This is a genomic window from Barnesiella sp. An22 (genome assembly GCF_963931395.1).
Taxonomy (GTDB): domain Bacteria; phylum Bacteroidota; class Bacteroidia; order Bacteroidales; family Barnesiellaceae; genus Barnesiella; species Barnesiella merdigallinarum.
In genome coordinates, this window is the sequence record NZ_OZ007014.1 from 2,787,848 (window position 1) to 2,807,814 (window position 19,967).

14 protein-coding genes are annotated in these 19,967 nt (G+C 54.7%); 6 read left to right on the forward strand and 8 right to left on the reverse strand.

Going from position 1 to position 19,967, the window contains the following annotated elements; genetic code table 11:
- Positions 1–96: 96 nt before the first annotated feature.
- Complete coding sequence (locus ABGT88_RS11600; protein ID WP_346702245.1) at positions 97–1,176, reverse strand: LptF/LptG family permease; 1,080 nt, start codon at positions 1,174–1,176, stop codon at positions 97–99.
- An 8-nt stretch (positions 1,177–1,184) separates the two neighbouring features.
- Positions 1,185–2,315 (reverse strand): tRNA guanosine(34) transglycosylase Tgt, encoded by a 1,131-nt coding sequence (gene tgt / locus ABGT88_RS11605; protein ID WP_087408388.1) that lies wholly within the window; start codon positions 2,313–2,315, stop codon positions 1,185–1,187.
- A gap of 337 nt (positions 2,316–2,652) precedes the next feature.
- Here tgt and ABGT88_RS11610 point away from each other — a divergent pair, with 337 nt between their 5' ends.
- A complete protein-coding gene (locus ABGT88_RS11610; RefSeq protein WP_143240922.1) occupies positions 2,653–3,534 on the forward strand; it encodes a hypothetical protein in 882 nt (293 codons plus the stop codon).
- Positions 3,535–3,816: 282 nt separating this feature from the next.
- Positions 3,817–6,405, forward strand: a complete 2,589-nt coding sequence (gene clpB / locus ABGT88_RS11615) for an ATP-dependent chaperone ClpB (RefSeq protein ID WP_298662437.1) — start codon at positions 3,817–3,819, stop codon at positions 6,403–6,405.
- Between the two features lie 208 nt (positions 6,406–6,613).
- On the opposite strand, the gene ABGT88_RS11620 is transcribed toward clpB, so the two are convergent.
- A complete protein-coding gene (locus ABGT88_RS11620) occupies positions 6,614–7,105 on the reverse strand; it encodes a hypothetical protein (protein ID WP_143240921.1) in 492 nt (163 codons plus the stop codon).
- Between the two features lie 207 nt (positions 7,106–7,312).
- Positions 7,313–8,944: a sialidase family protein gene (locus tag ABGT88_RS11625; protein ID WP_346702249.1), complete on the reverse strand. Its 1,632-nt coding sequence runs from the start codon at positions 8,942–8,944 to the stop codon at positions 7,313–7,315.
- 187 nt (positions 8,945–9,131) lie between these two features.
- On the opposite strand from ABGT88_RS11625, the gene ABGT88_RS11630 reads away from it, so the two are divergent.
- The 3 genes from ABGT88_RS11630 to ABGT88_RS11640 all read left to right on the forward strand — a co-directional run bounded on the left by ABGT88_RS11630 (position 9,132) and on the right by ABGT88_RS11640 (position 12,566).
- Positions 9,132–10,403, forward strand: a complete 1,272-nt coding sequence (locus tag ABGT88_RS11630) for a replication-associated recombination protein A (RefSeq protein ID WP_346702251.1) — start codon at positions 9,132–9,134, stop codon at positions 10,401–10,403.
- A 155-nt stretch (positions 10,404–10,558) separates the two neighbouring features.
- Positions 10,559–11,626: a 3-phosphoserine/phosphohydroxythreonine transaminase gene (gene serC, locus ABGT88_RS11635; RefSeq protein ID WP_087408383.1), complete on the forward strand. Its 1,068-nt coding sequence runs from the start codon at positions 10,559–10,561 to the stop codon at positions 11,624–11,626.
- Between the two features lie 19 nt (positions 11,627–11,645).
- Complete coding sequence (locus ABGT88_RS11640; protein WP_087408382.1) at positions 11,646–12,566, forward strand: NAD(P)-dependent oxidoreductase; 921 nt, start codon at positions 11,646–11,648, stop codon at positions 12,564–12,566.
- Positions 12,567–12,788: 222 nt separating this feature from the next.
- On the opposite strand, the gene ABGT88_RS11645 is transcribed toward ABGT88_RS11640, so the two are convergent.
- Entirely contained in the window at positions 12,789–13,466 is a 678-nt protein-coding gene (locus ABGT88_RS11645; protein WP_087408381.1) for an MIP family channel protein, read from the reverse strand.
- Positions 13,467–13,672: 206 nt separating this feature from the next.
- Between ABGT88_RS11645 and ABGT88_RS11650 the strand changes: the two genes are divergently transcribed.
- Positions 13,673–14,863 carry an FprA family A-type flavoprotein gene (locus ABGT88_RS11650; protein WP_346702254.1) on the forward strand — a complete coding sequence of 397 codons (1,191 nt, stop codon included), beginning with the start codon at positions 13,673–13,675 and terminating at the stop codon, positions 14,861–14,863.
- Between the two features lie 237 nt (positions 14,864–15,100).
- On the opposite strand, the gene ABGT88_RS11655 is transcribed toward ABGT88_RS11650, so the two are convergent.
- The 3 genes from ABGT88_RS11655 to ABGT88_RS11665 form a co-directional block, all read right to left on the reverse strand.
- Complete coding sequence (locus tag ABGT88_RS11655; RefSeq protein WP_346702256.1) at positions 15,101–17,512, reverse strand: polysaccharide biosynthesis tyrosine autokinase; 2,412 nt, start codon at positions 17,510–17,512, stop codon at positions 15,101–15,103.
- Positions 17,513–17,517: 5 nt separating this feature from the next.
- Positions 17,518–18,243, reverse strand: a complete 726-nt coding sequence (locus ABGT88_RS11660; protein WP_158096847.1) for a polysaccharide biosynthesis/export family protein — start codon at positions 18,241–18,243, stop codon at positions 17,518–17,520.
- Between the two features lie 277 nt (positions 18,244–18,520).
- On the reverse strand, positions 18,521–19,855 hold the full coding sequence (locus ABGT88_RS11665; RefSeq protein WP_346702258.1) for a DcaP family trimeric outer membrane transporter: 1,335 nt from the start codon (positions 19,853–19,855) through the stop codon (positions 18,521–18,523).
- Positions 19,856–19,967 lie beyond the last annotated feature (112 nt).

A 19,967-nucleotide genomic window follows, 5' to 3' on the forward strand; every position in this document is an offset into this window, starting at 1 on the left:
TGAAATTAAATAAAAGAATAGGGTGGTAAAGGTAGGCTATTATTTCCACAGCAAAAAATAAAAAGGCATTTATTTTCAGACAATAAGAAATTATTCCTATTTAGGAGCCTTTTTATACAGCACGACCGCGATTACCGTGTAGAGGATATTGGGTATCCACATGGCCAGCATGGGCGAAGTGGCTCCCGATACGGCAAAGGTCGAGGTCACGGTCGAGAAGAGAATGTAGGAGAAGCTCAACAGCAGCCCGATACCGATGTTGATACCCATGCCCCCCTTCACCTTGCGCGACGAGAGCGACATGCCTATGGCCGTGAGGATAAAGGCGGCAGCCGCCATGGCGAAGCGCCGTTCATATTCGATTTCGAAATTCTTGATGTTGGCAACCCCCCGCTCCTTCTGGCGGATAATGTAGCGGCGCAGCTCGGGGGTGGTCATCATCTCGCTGTCGTTCTGCGAGATAAGGAAGTCGGAGGGCTCGATGGGCACAATCGTATCGAGCGAAGTACCGCGCACCAGTTCCTCACGCATGCCGTTGAAGTTGCGAATCAGGTAATTGTTGACCCGCCAGTGGTAGGCCGAATCGTAGTTGACCGTCTGGGCCGTGAGGCGCGACTTGAGCACCTTGTCGTCGAACTTCTCGAGCGAAAATCGGTAGCCGGTCTTGTTGCTGTTGTCGTAGCGGGCGATATAGGCGATGACACCGGGCTCGACCTGCAACTGGATGTTGCTGGCATAGTCGACCCGTTTGTTCTTCACATAGGTATTCATGTACTCGATGCGGGTCACGTTGGCCGGCGGTATCACATAACAGCTCAAATAGAGGTTCAGCGCCGCAATGATGGCCGCCGAAATCATATAGGGCACAAAGAGCCGCTTGAAACTGATGCCGCTCGAGAGCATGGCGATAATCTCGGAGTTGTCGGCCAGCTTCGAGGTAAAGAAGATGACGGCAATGAAGGTAAAGAGCGGGCTGAAGAGGTTGGCAAAATAGGGCAGAAAGTTGAAGAAATAGTCGAATATCGTAGCCGACAACGGCGCCTTGAGAAACGAATCGAGCTTCTCGTTGATGTCGAACATGATGGTGATAGCCAGAATAAGGGCTATCGCAAAGAAGTACGTTCCCAGAAACTTCTTGATGATATAGATGTCTATTTTCTTCAGTACCTTCATCATGCGACGTTTTACAACCGTGTAGTCACCCGGCGCACCATCTCGTCCTTCCACGGCTTGAATGTGCCGGCCAGAATCTGGCGACGGGCCTCCTGGGTGAGCCATACATAAAATGCCAGGTTATGTATCGAGGCAATCTGCATGGCCAGAATCTCTTCGCTGATGAAGAGGTGGCGCAGATAGGCCTTGCTGTAACAGGTATCGACAAACGAGGTACCCTCGGGGTCGATGGGCGAAAAGTCGTCGGCCCACTTCTTGTTGCGCATGTTCATAATGCCGTTGCGGGTGAAGAGCATGCCGTTGCGGCCGTTGCGCGTGGGCATCACGCAGTCGAACATGTCGACCCCGCGCTCGATACCCTCCAGAATATTGGCCGGCGTGCCCACCCCCATCAGATAGCGGGGCTTGTCTTGGGGCAGAATATCGTTCACCACCTCGATCATCTCGTACATCTTTTCGGTAGGTTCGCCCACGGCCAGACCGCCGATAGCGTTGCCGTCGGCCCCCAGGTCGGCCACATGCTTGGCCGCCTCGGTACGCAGGTCGCGGTAGACGCACCCCTGCACAATGGGGAAGAATGTCTGCCGATAGCCATAGAGCCCCTCGGTCTCGCAGAAGTGTTTCCACCCCCGGTCGAGCCAGCGGCGGGTAAGGGCCAGCGACTTCTTGGCGTAGTCGTAGTCGGCATCGCCCGGCGTACACTCGTCGAGCGCCATCATGATGTCCGACCCGATGATGCGCTGCGTGTCCACCACATTCTCGGGCGTGAAGAGGTGTTTCGACCCGTCGATGTGCGAGCGGAAGTGAGCCCCCTCTTCGGTGAGCTTGCGGCGGTCCGAGAGCGAGAATACCTGAAAGCCCCCGCTGTCGGTAAGAATCGGGCGCTCCCACCCGTTGAACTTGTGCAGTCCGCCGGCCTTGTGCAAGATGTCGAGGCCCGGCCGCAAGTACAGGTGGTAGGTATTGCCCAGGATAATCTGGGCCTTGATGTCGTCGCGCAACTCGCGCTGATGCACGGCCTTGACCGACGCCACCGTGCCCACGGGCATGAAGATAGGCGTCAGTATCGTACCGTGGTCGGTCGTGATGACGCCCGCCCGCGCGCTGCTACGCTCATCGGTATGTATCAGCTCAAAATCCATCGTCTGTCGTTCAAGTTTGAAAATAAGGGGAGACACCGCACTGCCCCGACCCGCACCTCGGTGCAGCCGCCGGAAGCCCCGGGCTCAGATTTTTCCTGGGCAAAGATAGTGCAAGCCGCGGGTAAAATCAAATTTATTTGTGTTTTGCCAGAAGCATCAAGCATTTATATAGATGTGGAAGAGATCAGGGGCTCTGCTGTTTCGGGGTCATGGCCCGACTTTTTCTAAATATTTTTATAATATTATTAACGGTTAATTTTCGGGAGAATCGCCAAAAGGTTACCAAATTGCGGGTATCTTTGCAAATGGTATGGTGAAACCACGAACGACAAGAGATATGCGACTATGGTTGTGCGGCCTGTTTCTGACGGCCGTCGGTACCGTGTGCGCACAATCCACCCCGCCCCCCATGCGACCGGGCAACGGCTCGGAGCTGGAAATCAAAGGGGGCGAACAGTCGTGGCCCCGCACCGAGCAGATGCCTACCTCTACCCCCAACGACCACTTTATCCAACGTCGGCTGGACGACCATCTCGAGAAGGCTTCGATTCAGATGATGAGACCCTCGACCCTCTTCCCCGAAAACCCCTCGGAGTTCATGCTCAACGTCATCCTGCTGCACGCCGTGAAGGACAGCATCGCCAGTCTGCACGACGAAACGATTGCCCGCATGGTCGACCATTTTCTGGTGCGCAACCTGCTGCGTCCCCTCTCGGACGACCGGCCCGGCCCGGTCAACAACTTCACAATGGGGGCACCCAACACCATGCCATTCGGTGCAAGTATAGCTTATGTGGGGATTATCGACCCCGTGGAGCTCTATCGCGAATGGAAACGCAAGAAGCGGGCCCTGCGCACCAAGATGGTGCTGATGACCCTCTTCGGCGACGACAACCGGCTGCTCACCAAACAGGAGACCGACTCTATCAAACAGAACCTCGAGAAGAAACGGAATGCCCCGGTGAGCCGCATCGCCAACCCGGTGCTCATCTCTACCCTGCTGGCCAACGATACCATCGTGGCCCCGTCGAAACCGAAATTTACGGCTCCGCTCTGGGGCAAGGAGCGCCCCCAATTCAAACTCGAATTGCCCGCCACGACCAACGATTCGAGCGCCCGGCGGCCGGAGCTTCCCGCCATCGCAACCGATACCCTCGCCCTGCCCGACTCGACGTCTACCGACCGCCCCGATTCCCTTTCGGTCCAACCTCGGAAATAACTCCGCCTTTACCCGTTTCCACCCCATAATCACCCGCCTGCCTTCGAACTTTCGAGGGCCGTGCGTGTTGTAGCGTGTGGAGTGACGACATTTTGTCAGAAACAGAACATGCTACAAATGACCCCGTTACCCTACGCCCCCACGGACGGACGGATAAACGAGGACATTTTGTCATATTAACCGACTGATTTTCAGACAATATTTCATCCTTTTGGGTTTGGCACTTCTTTTGACTATACAAGGGCGTAAACACAACCAAGAAATTAGAAAGGAGAACATCATATGAACTTTGACAATTTTACAATCAAATCGCAAGAGGCCGTGCAAAAGGCCGTGCAGATTGCCCGCGACCACAACGAGCAGTCGATCGAGCCGGTGCACCTGCTGAAAGGGATTTTGCAAGTGGGCGAAAGCCTTACTTCGTACCTCTTCCAGAAGCTGGGTGTCAACGCCGGTTTGCTGAACAGCCAGCTCGATCGTGAGATAGAATCGTTGCCAAAGGTAAGCGGGGGCGAACCCTACTTGAGCCGCGAGGCTAACGACGCTCTTCAAAAAGCCATCGACTACTCTCAGAAACTGGGCGACCAGTTTGTGGCTCTGGAAGCCATGCTGATGGGTCTGTTCCTGACCAAAAGTTCGGCTTCGTCGTTCCTGAAGGATGCCGGCGTTACCGAGAAGGAGTTGGGAGCTGCTATCGATGAGCTGCGGAAAGGGAAGAAAGTAACCGAAGCTTCGGCCGAGGATACCTATAATGCGCTGAGCAAATATGCCATCAACTTGACCGAGCGTGCCCGCAGCGGCAAACTCGACCCGGTTATCGGGCGTGACGACGAGATACGTCGGGTGCTGCAGATCTTGAGCCGGCGTACCAAAAACAACCCTATCCTGATAGGTGAACCGGGTACCGGTAAAACGGCTATCGCCGAGGGGTTGGCTCACCGTATCGTACGTGGCGATGTGCCCGAGAACCTGAAGAGCAAACAGATCTTCTCGCTCGACATGGGTGCCCTTATCGCCGGTGCCAAATACAAAGGTGAGTTTGAGGAACGACTCAAATCGGTAGTCAACGAGGTAATCCAGAGCGAGGGCGAAATCATCCTCTTCATCGATGAGATTCACACCCTGGTAGGTGCCGGCAAGAGCGACGGTGCCATGGATGCCGCCAACATCTTGAAACCTGCCCTGGCCCGTGGCGAACTGAGGGCCATCGGTGCCACTACCCTCGACGAGTATCAGAAATACTTCGAGAAGGATAAGGCTCTGGAGCGTCGGTTCCAGATCGTTATGGTCGACGAGCCCGACGAGATGAGCAGTATATCGATTCTGCGTGGTTTGAAGGAACGGTATGAAAACCACCACAAGGTGCGGATTAAAGATGATGCCATCATCGCTGCCGTACAGTTGTCGGAGCGGTACATCACCGACCGGTTCTTGCCCGATAAGGCCATCGACCTGATGGATGAGGCTGCCGCCAAACTGCGTATCGAGGTCGACTCGGTGCCCGAGGCCCTCGATGAAATCACGCGGCGTATCAAACAGCTCGAAATCGAGCGCGAGGCCATCAAGCGTGAAAACGATACCGAGAAGCTGCAACAGCTGGCCAAGGAGATTGCCGACCTGAAAGAGGAGGAGACCAAGTTCCGCGCCAAATGGCAATCGGAGAAAGAGCTTGTCAACCGCATACAGCAGAACAAGATCGACATCGAGAACCTGCGTTTCGAAGCCGATAAGGCCGAACGCGAAGGCGATTACGGCAAGGTGGCCGAAATACGGTATGCCAAAATCAAAGCCAAAGAGGACGACATACACGCTACCCAGCAACGCTTGCACGAGTTGCAGGGCGACAAGGCCATGATCAAGGAGGAGGTCGATGCCGAAGATATTGCCGACGTCGTATCGCGGTGGACCGGTATCCCCGTGAACAAGATGATGCAGAGCGAAAAAGACAAACTGCTCCACCTCGAAGAGGAGTTGCACAAACGGGTAGTGGGTCAGGACGAAGCCATCACCGCCATTGCCGACGCCGTGCGTCGGAGCCGTGCCGGCCTGAACGATCCCCGCAAACCTATCGGTTCGTTCATCTTCCTGGGCACGACGGGTGTAGGTAAAACCGAGCTGGCCAAGGCCTTGGCCGAGTATCTGTTCGACGACGAGAACATGATGACGCGTATCGATATGAGCGAATATCAAGAGAAGTTCAGCGCTACGCGACTCATCGGTTCGCCTCCCGGATACGTGGGCTACGAAGAGGGCGGTCAGTTGACCGAGGCTATCCGCCGGAAGCCCTATTCGGTAGTGCTGTTCGATGAAATCGAGAAGGCTCACCCCGACATCTTCAACATCCTGTTGCAGGTACTCGACGATGGCCGTCTGACCGATAACAAGGGGCGGTTGGTCAACTTCAAGAACACGATTATCATCATGACCTCCAACATGGGTTCGTCGCTGATTCGTGAGAACTTCGAGAAGATGACCGATGCCAACCGGGCCGAGGTAATCGAAAAGACCAAGGAGCAGGTTCTGGAGATGTTGAAACAGACCATACGTCCCGAGTTCCTCAACCGTATCGACGAGACCATCATGTTCACGCCGCTTACGAAGAACGAAATCGAACAGATTGTATCGCTGCAAATCGACAACATCAAGAAAATGCTCGAGAAGAACGGTGTTACGCTCGAAATCACGCCCAAGGCCTTGAGCCTCATCGCTACCGAGGGCTACGACCCCGAGTTCGGTGCACGTCCTGTAAAACGGGTTATCCACCGGCTCATCCTCAACCAGCTGTCGAAAGACCTGCTGGCCCAGAAAGTGGATCGGTCGAAACCTATTGTGGTCGATGCCGAAAACGATCAAATCGTATTCCGCAACTGATGCGGGTGTGAAATAAACCATACGGAGCCGTGCTGCCTGAGGCGACACGGCTCCTTTTTTTATATTCTTTCCCTCCCTCGAAGCCCGAGCTCCCGCCAGGGAGTGAACCGGGCAAAAACAGAGAGGCTACGTTCCCGTGAGGAAGCATAGCCTCTCATTTTTTTTCAGCCTACCTAAAAAACCTATAAATCATGTATGAAGTGGTTGTTTACTTTGCTGCGGCATCAGGAGCCGGGGGATTGATGGCCGGAGCATCGGAGGCCGGACTCATCGGGCAACGCCCCTGACGCATCTGCTTGCCGTCGAAGCGTTTGTTCATGGGACGAGCGTTCCGGTCGAAACGGACATCGGGACGACGTTCGAGACGTTTTATTTTCTGCTCCAGATACTGGATATACTGGTCTTTGGTCAATACCGATTTCAACGTAGAGTCGCGGCGAGCCTTGGCAGCCTTCATCGACTCGCGATTGTTCTTTTGGAACTCCTTGCTTTTCTCGCGAAGCGCTTTCACCTCGGCATCGAAGGTCTCATCGGCCTCTTTCAACTGTTTCACCTGCTTGTCGCTCAGGTTCAAGTTTTTCACCATCTGTTCGCAGGGGAACTCACATTTTTCCCGGGGCTGTTTTTTATTTTGATTTCCGGCAAAAGCACTCATGGTCAAAGCCAATACCAACGCTACCGATACAACTGTTCTTTTCATAATCGTTTTCCTTTCGTTAAATGGTTAAGTAATTCATCTATTGGTCTGCTAATTCGAATTGCGTTTCTGCTTATATGACTACGGTTTGCCCCAAAAGTTTAATCCGTCCCGGATGTTTATTCTTAAATTTAAGACTTTTAACAAAAAAGGAGGTAAACCCTTCGGTGGGTCTACCTCCATTTATAGGTTTATAATCAATAATTTATACTATTTCTTACGGATTAGTTCGGTGAGTTTCAACGTCTGGAAAGTCATGTGAGCCACACTGCTTTCGTAGAGAATCCCCACCGTCTCGGGGTCGATCATCGTCAGGCAGGTATAGCCCCAGCTATCCTCCTCGTCGAGCATAATCTGGTTCTCGGGGAGCCAGGTCACCCCACCGTCGAGGCTGGCCTTGACAGTGATATGGTTGCGCCCCTTCGTCGTGTTGGGGTTGGAGAAGAGCAGAATATCGCGCCCCAGCACATTGTCCTGGGCCTCGACCCGAATGAGGCTGGCCATGCACACCGGCTCGGGCAACGCCTTGCGCGACGATTCATGTTCGGTCCAGGTACGCCCCAGGTCGCGGGTGATGGCCACGGCCCGACTGCCGCCCCGGTTGTCGCGCATGTTGAGCATGAGCACCCCCTCCTCAATCTCGACTACCTGCGCCTCGGTGGTGTTGGTGCGGGCCAGGTTGTGGATATGCCAGCTCTTGCCCGCATCCCGGCTGTACATGATGCCGGCATTGGGCACGTCGGTCGAGTCGATAAACTGGATGGGGAATACCAGCGTGCCGTCGTGCATGGTGATGCCCCGCCCAGGCCCTTGCAGCAGGAATCGCCACGAGGGGTCTTTCACCTGCGAGGTGATGTTGATGGGTTCCGACCAGGTTTTGCCGTCGTCGGTACTCTTGGTGAGCACGAGTTGTGCCGTGTGGTCCAAGTCCATGCCCCGCTGCGAACTCCACCAGGCCCGCTGGTTGCCCATGCCGTGTGTCCAGGCGGCGGCAATCCACACCGTGTTGGTTTTTGTATCGACCAGAATCGAGGGGTCGCCCACCCCGTTCTGTGCGGCAGGCAATCCGCCATACTCGCCAAACGAGAGCGGCAGGCGCATGGGTTCCCACGTCTTACCGCCGTCGGTGCTGCGGCTCAACCCCACGTCGATATGCTCCTGCAAGTCGACACTGCTGTTGTAGCGCACGTCGTAGACACCGAGCAGCGTACCCTCGTTGGTCGTCACCAGCCCGGGAATGCGGAAAGCCGCAGCCCCGTCGTTACCGGCATGACGCACCCCGATACCCATGCGATGCACGATACCGTCGGGCGAAACCCTATGGCACAAGGCTTTCTTACCGTCGAGCGAGACCGAGGCCAGCTCGGCACCGACCTTCGCCGAGAGCGAGGTGCCCGGCTTCATCTGCAGGCTCACCCAAAAGAAGTTGACACCCGGATACAACTCGTAATCGGCCTGGAGCACCACCCGTTTGTCGGGACGGGTCACCTCGGCACACTTGACCGAGTAGGAGGGATAGGCCGAGAGGGTCTTCCCGGCACTGAAACTCGATATGTAACCTACCGGCGCAAACCGATTCTTCCCCTCGTCCTGCCGAGCCTCGACACCCCCGTAGTAGAGCTTCACCGCAGCCACCGAAGCCCGGTCGGCACAGCGTGAGAAATCGAGTACCACCTGGTCGAGCACGCGGCTCTCCCGGGCGGGAATACGCAGATAGAACATCACATTGTCCTGCCGCTCGAGCAGTACAGGCACCTGGGCCTCCTTGACAAAGACCGTGTCGGCTGCCGGGGCTATCGAAGCCAACCCCGCCAGACACAAAAGAAGAATAAATTTACGCATGATACATTTCATTAAATTGTCGGGGGTAAAGATAACAGTTTTTCACGAATCGCTCCAAGAAACATTCAATTTTTACCCCCGCTTTTACGCCTCCGACAAAACGGGGTGACGGGTGTATCTTTCGGCCACTTTCCTTTGGAAATACGGGCCGAAAGGAGTATATTTGTATCAACGGAACGAAGCGAATATGTTACAACCTTTGGCAGAACGACTCAGGCCCAAGACCTTGGACGAATACATCGGGCAGGAACACCTGGTAGGCCCGGGTGCCGTCTTGCGCCGCATGATCGACTCGGGCAAGATCTCGTCGTTCATCCTGTGGGGCCCCCCGGGTGTAGGCAAAACCACCCTGGCCCACATCATCTCGCAACAGTTACAGGCCCCGTTTTTCACCCTCAGCGCCGTACAGTCGGGCGTAAAGGAGGTGCGCGAGGTGCTCGACCGCTGCAAGGCCAACATCTTCTCGAAGGTGCGCCCCATCCTCTTCATCGACGAGATACACCGGTTCAGCAAATCGCAGCAGGACTCGCTGCTGGGAGCCGTCGAGTACGGCACGGTGACCCTCATCGGAGCCACCACCGAAAACCCTTCGTTCGAAGTCATCCGCCCGCTGCTCTCGCGCTGCCAGGTCTATGTGCTCAAGCCGCTCGAGGTGAAACACCTGCAACAGCTGCTCGACCGCGCCATCCACTGCGATACCTATTTAAAGACTCGCGAGTTTGAGGTGCGCGAGACCGACGCCCTCTTCCGCTACTCGGGAGGCGATGCCCGCAAGCTGCTGAACATCATCGACCTCATCTCGCAGGCCGTAGGCGAAGACGAAAAGATTGTCATCGACGATACCATCGTCACCGAGCGGCTGCAGCAAAACCCGGCCGCCTACGACAAAAACGGCGAGATGCACTACGACATCATATCGGCCTTCATCAAATCGATACGGGGCAGCGACCCCGACGGTGCCATCTACTGGCTGGCCCGCATGGTCGAGGGAGGTGAAGACCCGGCATTCATTGCCCGACGGCTCGTCATCTCAGCGTCGGAAGACATCGGTCTGGCCAACCCCAACGCCCTGCTGCTGGCCAACGCCTGCTTCGATGCCGTGCAGAACATCGGGTGGCCCGAGAGCCGCATCATCATGGCCGAGACCACCATCTACCTGGCCAGTTCGCCCAAAAGCAACTCGGCCTACATGGCCATCAACCAGGCTCTGGAGACCGTGCGCGAAACGGGTAACCTGCCGGTACCTCTGCACCTGCGCAACGCTCCCACCCAGCTGATGAAGGAGCTCGACTATGGCAAGAACTACAAATATGCCCACGACTATCCCGGCCACTTCGTCGACCAGCAATACCTGCCCGACGCCCTCAAAAACCACGGGTGGTGGAAACCGCAGAACAATCCGGCCGAGAACAAGCTGAAAGAGCACCTGAACGAACTATGGAAAGGTCGATATAAATAAGATGTCAGGAATACCAACTCAAGTTAGCAAATAGACACAAAATCGCCTTTTATAGCGACAAAAAAGATATAAATTAAACAAAAACATAGAGAAAAAGAAGTACCTTTGCAATCTATCAATACCCAATTTATACCAACCACTAAACAAATATCGTTATGAAGAAGCACAATTTCTATGCAGGACCCTCTATCCTGAGCGAGTACACCATCAAAAACACGGCCGACGCCGTCCTCAACTTTGCCGGTACAGGCCTGTCGCTGATGGAGATTTCGCACCGCAGCAAGGAGTTTACAGCCGTTATCGAAGAGGCTCAAGCGCTGGTCAAAGAGTTGCTCGAGGTCCCCGACGGATACTCCGTACTGTTCCTGGGCGGCGGCGCGAGCCTGCAATTCTGCATGGTTCCCTATAACCTGCTGAACAAAAAAGCGGCCTACCTCGAGACCGGTACCTGGGCCGTCAACGCCATCAAAGAAGCCCGACTCTTCGGCGAAGTAGACGTAGTAGCTTCTTCGAAAGACGCCAACTTCTCATACATCCCCAAAGGCTACACCGTACCCGACGACGTGGACTACTTCCACTTCACCTCGAACAACACCATCTACGGTACCGAAATGCGTTTCGACCCCGATGTGAAAGTACCTCTGGTAGCCGACATGTCGTCCGACATCTTCTCGCGTCCCATCGACGTATCGAAATACGACGTCATCTACGCCGGTGCCCAGAAGAACCTGGCTCCTGCCGGTGTGACCATCGTCATCGTCAAAGAGTCGGCCCTGGGTCATGTAGAGCGTGCCATCCCCACCATGCTCGACTACCGCACCCACGTGAAGAAGGGTTCGATGTTCAACACCCCGCCGTGTCTGCCCATCTACGCTGCCCTGCAAACCCTGAAATACTACAAGGAGTTGGGCGGTATCAAAGAGATGGAGCGCCGCGACCTCGAAAAAGCCGCTATCCTCTACGATGCCATTGACTCGAGCAAGATGTTCGTAGGCACCGCCGCTCACGAAGACCGCTCGATCATGAACGTATGCTTCGTAATGAAAGAGGAGTACAAGGAACTCGAAAGCGCCTTCATCGAATTTGCCGGCACCAAAGGCATCGTAGGCATTAAGGGTCACCGCTCGGTAGGCGGCTTCAGAGCTTCGATCTACAACGCCATGCCCAAGTCGAGCGTCGAAGTGCTCATCGAGGCCATGAAGGAATTTGAAAAGAACCACTAATCCATAGGAGTATATCGACATGAAAGTATTGGTTGCCACAGAAAAACCGTTTGCCGCCGTAGCCGTGAACGGTATTAAAGAGGTACTCGATGCCGCCGGTATCGAAATGGCTCTCTTGGAGAAATACACCGCCAAAGCCGATCTGTTGAAAGCTGTCGCCGATGCCGACGGCTTGATTGTACGCAGTGACATCGTCGACGCCGAAGTACTCGACGCCGCCAAGAATCTGAAAATCGTCGTTCGCGCCGGTGCCGGATACGACAACATCGACCTGAACGCCGCCACCGCCAAGGGCGTGTGTGTAATGAACACCCCGGGCCAGAACTCCAACGCCGTGGCCGAGCTGGTATTCGGCATGACCATCCTGATGATTCGTAACCACTTCAACGGGACCTCGGGTACCGAACTCAAAGGCAAAAAGCTGGGTATCCACGCCTATGGCCAAGTGGGCCGCAATGTAGCCCGCATCGCCAAAGGATTCGGCATGGAGCTCTACGCCTTCGACCCCTACTGCCCCAACGAGGTGATGGAGAAAGACGGCGTGAAACCCGTGGCTTCGGTCGAGGAGCTCTACCGCACCTGCCAGTTCGTATCGCTGCACATCCCGGCCACAGCCGAGACCAAACAGTCGATCAACCACGCCCTGATGTCGCTCATGCCCAAAGGTGCCGTGCTCATCAACACCGCCCGCAAGGAGGTGATTCACGAAGAGGATTTGGCCCGCGTGCTCGAGGAGCGTCCCGACTTCCGCTATGTAGCCGACGTGGCTCCGTCGACAGCCGCCGCACTGACCGAGAAATTCGGCGACCGGGTATTCTTCACCCCCAAGAAGATGGGTGCCCAGACGGCCGAGGCCAACATCAACGCCGGTATCGCCGCCGCCCGTCAATCGGTAGGATTCCTCAAAGAGGGTATCGACAAATTCAGAGTCAACAAATAAACTCTCCCACGAGTTACCGTATCGAATAGAGAGCCCCTCCCGCCACGCGCGGGAGGGGCTCTTGCTTTTGTCGCAATACCCGATTAAGAGAGACAGGCCTCACAAGCACGACCCGCGCAACACCCCTCCAACGACAATCGGTCGCCCTATACAATCACAAAAAAAAGAGCAGAGCCCCTTGACTGGAGCCCCGCTCTTCCTGTATCTATACGATTCTGTTTATCAATCGTTGGTCAGTGCACGCCAAACGATGGCCGAAATGGCTGCCCCGAAGAAGGGTGCCACGATGAAGAGCCACAGTTGCGAGAGAGCCACGCCACCCTCGAAGAGAGCCGGGGCGATACTGCGGGCCGGATTGACCGAAGTTCCCGTGATGGGAATACAAACGATGTGAATGAGTACCAGTGCCAGACCAATGGCCAGACCGGCAAAATTGCCGGCACCCCGTTTCTCGTCGGTCGCACCCAGCACGACCAGCACGAAGATAAAGGTAAAGACCGTCTCGGCAATGAAGGCTTGCAACATTTCACCCTCGCCAAAGCTGTTGGCTCCCGTCATGGTTACTCCCGACGAGCCGCCCGTCGACACCAGTGCATAGATGATGGCCGAACCGATAATGGCTCCGATAACCTGGAAAATCATATACATGGCGGCATCCTTCCCGCTCATGCGTTTAGACAGCCACACGCCCAACGTGATGGCCGGATTGATGTGGCAGCCCGAAATACCGCCGATGGTATAGGCCATGGCTACTACCGAAAGGCCGAAGGCCATAGCCACGCCCAATGTTCCTACACCTGCACCGCAAACACCGGCTATGTTACCGGCAAAGACGGCGCTTCCGCAACCCATCAATACGAGTACCATGGTACCCAACATTTCTGCCAAATACTTTTTCATAATTTCAATGTTTTTCCGGTACAATTTTGCACCTTGGTTAGTAATTAGTTGATTCAGCGATTAAGATTCTCTATACAAAGAAAAAAAATAAATTCTAATTTGCATATAGATTCGCACTTTTTTTCTTACTTTTGAGGCCTTTTTTAAACAAAAGGATTGATTTTTAGGTTTGAATTTATATCATATCGGGTTAATTTAATTGGATTATGAAGATAACAGAAATCGCAGAAGGAATACACTATGTAGGAGTCAACGACCGCAGTAAACACAAGTTCGAGAACCTTTGGCCGCTCCCTTACGGAGTTTCCTACAACGCCTATCTGATTACCGACGAAAAGAATGTTCTGGTCGATACGGCCGATGCCGCCTATACCGACCGTCTGCTGGACCACATCGCCGAAATTATCGGAGACCGCACAATCGACTATCTGGTCATCAACCACATGGAGCCCGACCACTCGGCCTCGATCCAGTTTATCCGCCAGAAATATCCCCACATGACTATCGTGGGCAACGCCAAAACCCTCGAAATGGTGAAGGGTTACTACGGCATCGACGACAACACGCTGTGTGTGAAGAACGGCGATACCCTCACCGTGGGCAAACACTCGCTCACCTTCTACCTCACGCCCATGGTACACTGGCCTGAGACCATGATGACCTATTGCAACGAAACCCAAACGCTCTTCTCGGGCGACGCCTTCGGCTGCTTCGGGACTCTCGACGGCGGCATCAAGGACACCCAACTGAACACCGCCAAATATTGGGACGAGATGGTGCGCTACTACTCCAACATCGTGGGCAAATACGGCTCGGCCGTACAAACAGCCTTGAAGAAGTTGGCCTGCCTCCAAATCAAAACCATCTGCTCGACTCACGGTCCCGTGTGGGAAAACGAGGTGAATAGGGTTATCGACATCTACGACCGTCTGAGCCGCTACGAGGCCGAGCCGGGTGTAGTGATTGCCTATGGCAGCATGTATGGCCACACCGAACAGATGGCCGAGGTGATTGCCCGCGAACTGGCCGAAAACGGCGTCAAGAACATCGTGATGCACCACGTATCGCACGACGACCCCTCGTTCATTCTCCAAAGCATATTCCGCTACCAGGGTCTCATCATCGGCAGCCCTACCTACTCCAATCGTCTCTACCCCGAGGTCGAGATGCTCACCAGCATGATTGCCACCCGCGACATCAAAAACCGGGTATTCGGCTACTTCGGCTCCTTCTCGTGGGCCGGTGCCGCCGTGAAGCATCTGGCCGCCTTCGGCGAGTCGATGAAGTGGGAGACTCTGCCTTGCTGCGTGGAGATGAAACAGGGTCTCACCCCCGAAATCAAAGAGCTCTGCCGGGCTCTGGGGCACGAAATGGCCGCTCGCATCAACAAAGCCTGACACACTACTGCTCGACGCTCCGGCATCGGGCCGACATACCCCTAACAAGAAACCCTCGAGAACCGTTATTGCGGTACTCTCGAGGGTTTCTCGTTTTATCAAAAGGGGGGGAGAAAAAAGAAGTGTGTGATTATCGGAGGAAATGTGTGATTCTTCTCCTCCCCGACCAACAACAACGAGGGCGGTCCCTTTGCCAAGAGCCGCCCCCGCCGCTTTATCTTACAGCCTTACCGGCCTTTAATCTTTCTTCTTGAACAACCGCTTGTACCACGGCAACATCTCGCGCGACTGGTTGGCGTAACCATATCCGTAACCATATCGGCCACCGCCATACTGCCGGTAAGAGTAGGCTTTCGACTTCATGTTCACATCGTTCAAGATGAGATAGGTAGGCACGGCGATGCGTTTGGAACGAATCCAGCCGTTCAGCATTTCGATAGCCGCCTTGTTGGTATAGTTGGCACGAGCCACATACACCACGATATCGACGGCACGCGTCAGCAGGAAGGTATCGGAAACCATGCCCAGCGGTGCCGTGTCGAGTATCACATAATCGTAGTGGGCACGGGCATAGTCAATCATCTGGTCGAAACGCTTGCTCATCAACAGCTCGTTGGGGTTGGGCGGTATGGGACCGGCCATGAGCACGTCGAGATTGGGGTCGACACCCGAGGGGTGAATGAGCGAAGCCAAGTCGGTATTAACGCCCGACAGATAGGTGGTAACACCCTCGCGATTGGGTATGTGGAAGTTCTCGGAGAGGCGGGGCCGGCGAATATCCACCCCGATGAGCAGCACCCGTTTGCCGGTGATGGCAAAGCTCAGGGCCATGTTCGAAGCGATAAAGGTCTTACCCTCGTGCATGACCGACGAGGTGACGGCCAGCACCTTCTTGTCGGAACTGGTGAGTACAAACTGCAAGTTGTTGCGCACCAAGCGGAAGAGCTCGGCAATGGGCTCCACACTCTTCTTCTCGACCACGAAGAACTTGCCCTCAGGCTTGCGCGAAATCTCGGCCAGAATGGGTATGGAGGTGAGACGCTCGAGAGTCTTCTTGTCTTTCAATACGGGGTAGAAGACCATGCGCAGGTAGATGACAAAGCCCGGTATCAGCAAGCCCAACAAGACGGCCGCACACAGAATCAGCACCTTCTTGGGCGATACCGGCTCGTTGGTCGAGTCGGGGTCGTCGATGATGCGGGCTACCGGCACCACCATGCTCTTGGCCAGGGAGTTCTCCTCGCGTTTCTCCAGCAGGAAGATATAGAGGTTCTCCTTGATACGTTGCTGACGAATGATGTCGGAGAGCTCCCGCTCGTAAACCGGCACATTCTTAATCTTGTCTTCGAGGCGTCTGTCCTGTTTCGAAATATCCCGTTTCTTGATTTCGACCCCCTTGCGGATACTCTCGATGCCCTTGAGCAACAGAGCCCGCTGGGTTTTGACACTGCGAGTCAGTTCGGCCACTACGGGGTTCGACTCCGACGAGGAGAGCAACAGCCGTTCGCGCTGCTGCAGGCTCTTGTTGTATTCGTTTATCAATGCGGCAAAATCTTCGTTGTCGATACCCAGCACGGGGATAGGCATATACTCGTTTTCGGGGACGGCCAGGAACTCTTCGACATAGTCGACCAGACTCTTTTGCAACTCCAACTCGGCCAGTTGACCATCGGCATAGCCGGTCTGCTCGAGGTAGAGCTGGGCCTCGGTCGAAATGTCTATCAGGTTGTTGTGGCTGCGATAAGCCTCGACTTGCGCCTCGACAAGGGCCAGCTCTTCCGAGATGGACGAAAGGCGCGAATCGATAAACTCCTGAGTCTTCTCATTTCCCATATTTTTCAGGTTGGCTGCGTCGATGTTGTAGAAGTCGACCAGCGTACTGACAAAGTCCTTACCCTCCTGAACGACCGGGGTGCGGTAAATCACGGTGAGGATGGTTGCATCTTTCGAGGCAAAGGCTACCGTCAGGTTCAAGGTAATCGCCTTGCTCACGCTTCGCGGGTTGGAAAGGGTCATCAACAGCGTCTTCTCCAGCACGGGAATCGTATCGCCCGTGTAGCGCAACTGCACCGTACCGCCGGCAAACGGCAGCTCATAGGGCAACCCGTCGATAACCTGGTCGCAAAGCATCACCTTATCACCATCGAGGGTGTGAGTCTTGGCTTCGAGGTGAAACTTACCCCCATGCAACGGTTTGAGCTCGACCTGAAGCGGCGACTGTATTGCTCGCAGGTCAATCGAATCGAGCGCAAACTCGACCGGCGAATTGCCATAAAGCGGCGTGGTGCGCATGAACGATTTCCACGCATACGACTTGTACAACCCCAGCGCTTCGACTACGGCCGTTATCTGATTTTTCGAGCGGAATACCTCGATTTCGTTGTCGATATTGTTTTTGTAGGGCGACAAACCCAGACTCTCCAACAGCACGTTGCCGTTGTCGCTCTTGTTGTCTTGAATATAGACGGCCGAGGTCACCTCGTAGAGCGGGGTCTGCCTGAAGCAGTAGAAGAGCGCTACCGCAGCCAGCACCACCACACAGGCGACGAACCATTTCCAGTGCGCAAGGCACTCCAGCAGAAAACCCGTGACGTCGAACGACTCCTCCGAGTTTTTCTCCTCTGTATTCTTTCGCTTATCTTCTTCCATAGTTGTTATTTCGAAATACTCCAGGCCGTAATAATCAAGTTAGCAATCGTCAGCAAAATAGATGTGGCACTGAATATGAGCGTAGTCGTAGGCGGTACCACTACGGCCGAATTGGCTTTCGACTTGTTGGGCTCCACATACAGCACATCGTTTTGTTGCAAATAGAAATAGGGCGAAGAGATCAGATTTTTGTCATTCAGATTGATACGGGCAATAGACTTGGTTCCGTCGGCATTGACTCTCACCAGCAGCACATTGTCGCGCCGGCCGGTAATGGCCAGGTCGCCGGCCAGAGCTATCGCATCGAGAATGCTCACCCGCTCGTTTTCGATGGTAAACATGCCCGGACGGTTTACATCGCCCAACACCGAGATGTTGAAGTTTTGTATCCACACCGACACCTGGGGCAACTCGCTCAGATACTTGGGATAGAGCATCTCTTGAATCATCAGTTCCAGCTCGCTCTTGGTCTTGCCGGCTACGTGGATGCGACCGATTACCGGGAACTCAATATCGCCGTTCTGGTCGACCAGATAATACTCCACAGCCTTCGACGTATTGCCTCGTACATAAGCCTCGCCCTGGTTCAACCGCTTGTTGAACGGGATTACCACCTCGTGGTTCTTGGCCATCACCGAAATGTCGAGAATATCGCCCGGCGCCAAAATAGGCGACGGTTGCGGCGTAGCGGCATTCAGTACCTCGGACGGAATATTTTCCACATCAATCATATAGGGTACATTCTTCGAGGAAGAGCACGACGTGATTCCCCAAACAAGAAGTGCAATAAACACCCGATACAAATACTTCATCTTCTCCTTTTAATTTAAGTAAAGGTCTATTATAACCAATTTGCAAAAATAGCACTTTTTATACGGCCTGCAACATTTTTTACAAGAAAAACCTATTCCCAATCGGCCTCAAAAGGAGACAGCAAAAGCCCGCCCTCTCGCAACTATCGCAAACAACGAGAGAACGGGCTTCGCTAAAAAAAGCTATCGTACTGGCTTAGAAATTATAACGTATCATGGTGTTGATGCGGTTGGCCTGACCATCCTCGCGATTGAGGTTGGAACGTCGGCCATAGAGATACTCGATGCCTATGCTGCAATCGCTCGTGAGGTTGTAGAAGGCATTGCCCACGATATACTGGGCATAGCGATACGAGTCGGGCGAGAGTGCCCCCTGCTTGCTGTACACCCGGCTCTGGCTGTACGAGGCCGAGATGAAGAACTTGGGCGAGAAGGCATATTGCAAACCGGCCACATAGCCCAGGGTTTCGGGGGCATAGAGTTTGCCCTGCGTATCGGGGTCGGGAATCAGGTCGAAGCCCTCATCGTTCAATCCGTTCAGATACTCACCGTAGCCATAGCCATAGACTCCCTGGTAGTAGAGCGAGAGTTTGCGGGTAATGTGGGTGACGCCCGAGAGCTGTACCGCCCACCCCAGCACCGAGCGGTTGCGCTGGGCCACCAGGTCGCGGTAAGAGAGGCCGCGCAACAGACCCGAGGCCCGTATGTGGTTGTGACCGCCGTTCCAGCCATACTGGATATAGAAGGGTATATCGGGCATGCGCTGGTTGATGGCGGCGTTGTAGTCGCCGTCGAGCGTGCAGGTGACCGACGGAGCCTCGGCCGCCAGGGCCATCTGCCAGTGTTTGCCCATATTGAACGTGTAACGCATCATCACGTTGCGCACGCTGGTCATGCCGGTAGGCCCCTCATAGTCGATGGTAGGAGGCGCCGCAGCAGCATCGACAAAGGTGCTCCACGTCTGACCTATCAGGAAACCACGAGCCTGCACATAGGCCTGGTCGAGCCGGAAGCCGTAGTTTTGTCCCGCCCGGAAGTCACCGTCGATAAAGACCGTATACTTGCCCAACACCGAGTTGTCGCCCACCAACTTGAAGAAGAGGTGCGACGTGGTGGCATCCATCTGGAACTGGTTGCGTTCGGCCGGATTGCCGGGCACGGGAATATCGTAAGTGAGGAAGTCGCGATTGGGCACGGCTCCGTCGAAGTCATATGACGCGGTCACCTTCACATAACCACCCACACCGAAAGCCACCTTGCCCTTGCGGTCGACAAAGAGGAACCGGGGGGCACGCGGGTCTTGGAAGTGGAGTTGGCGCGTGTCGTAAAACATGCCTATCAGCTCACTGTTGGCTGCATTTCCACCCCACAGGAAGACGATACGATCCGAAACTTCGGAGGGCACTTGACGACCTCTCTGCTCGACCGCCTCGGTCGCCTGCGTGTCGGCGGCATCGGCAGCATCGGCAGCATATACCGGAGCCCCCACGAGGCACAGGGCGCAGGCACAAGAAAAGAACAATTTTTTCATATACACTCAGGATTTATAAGTTTTATTTTCAATTAAAACAACAGGCGGGTCAAATTGTTGAAGCAATCGTAAAAATAAGTAACTTTGCCCCCGACGAAAAGAGACTATACCC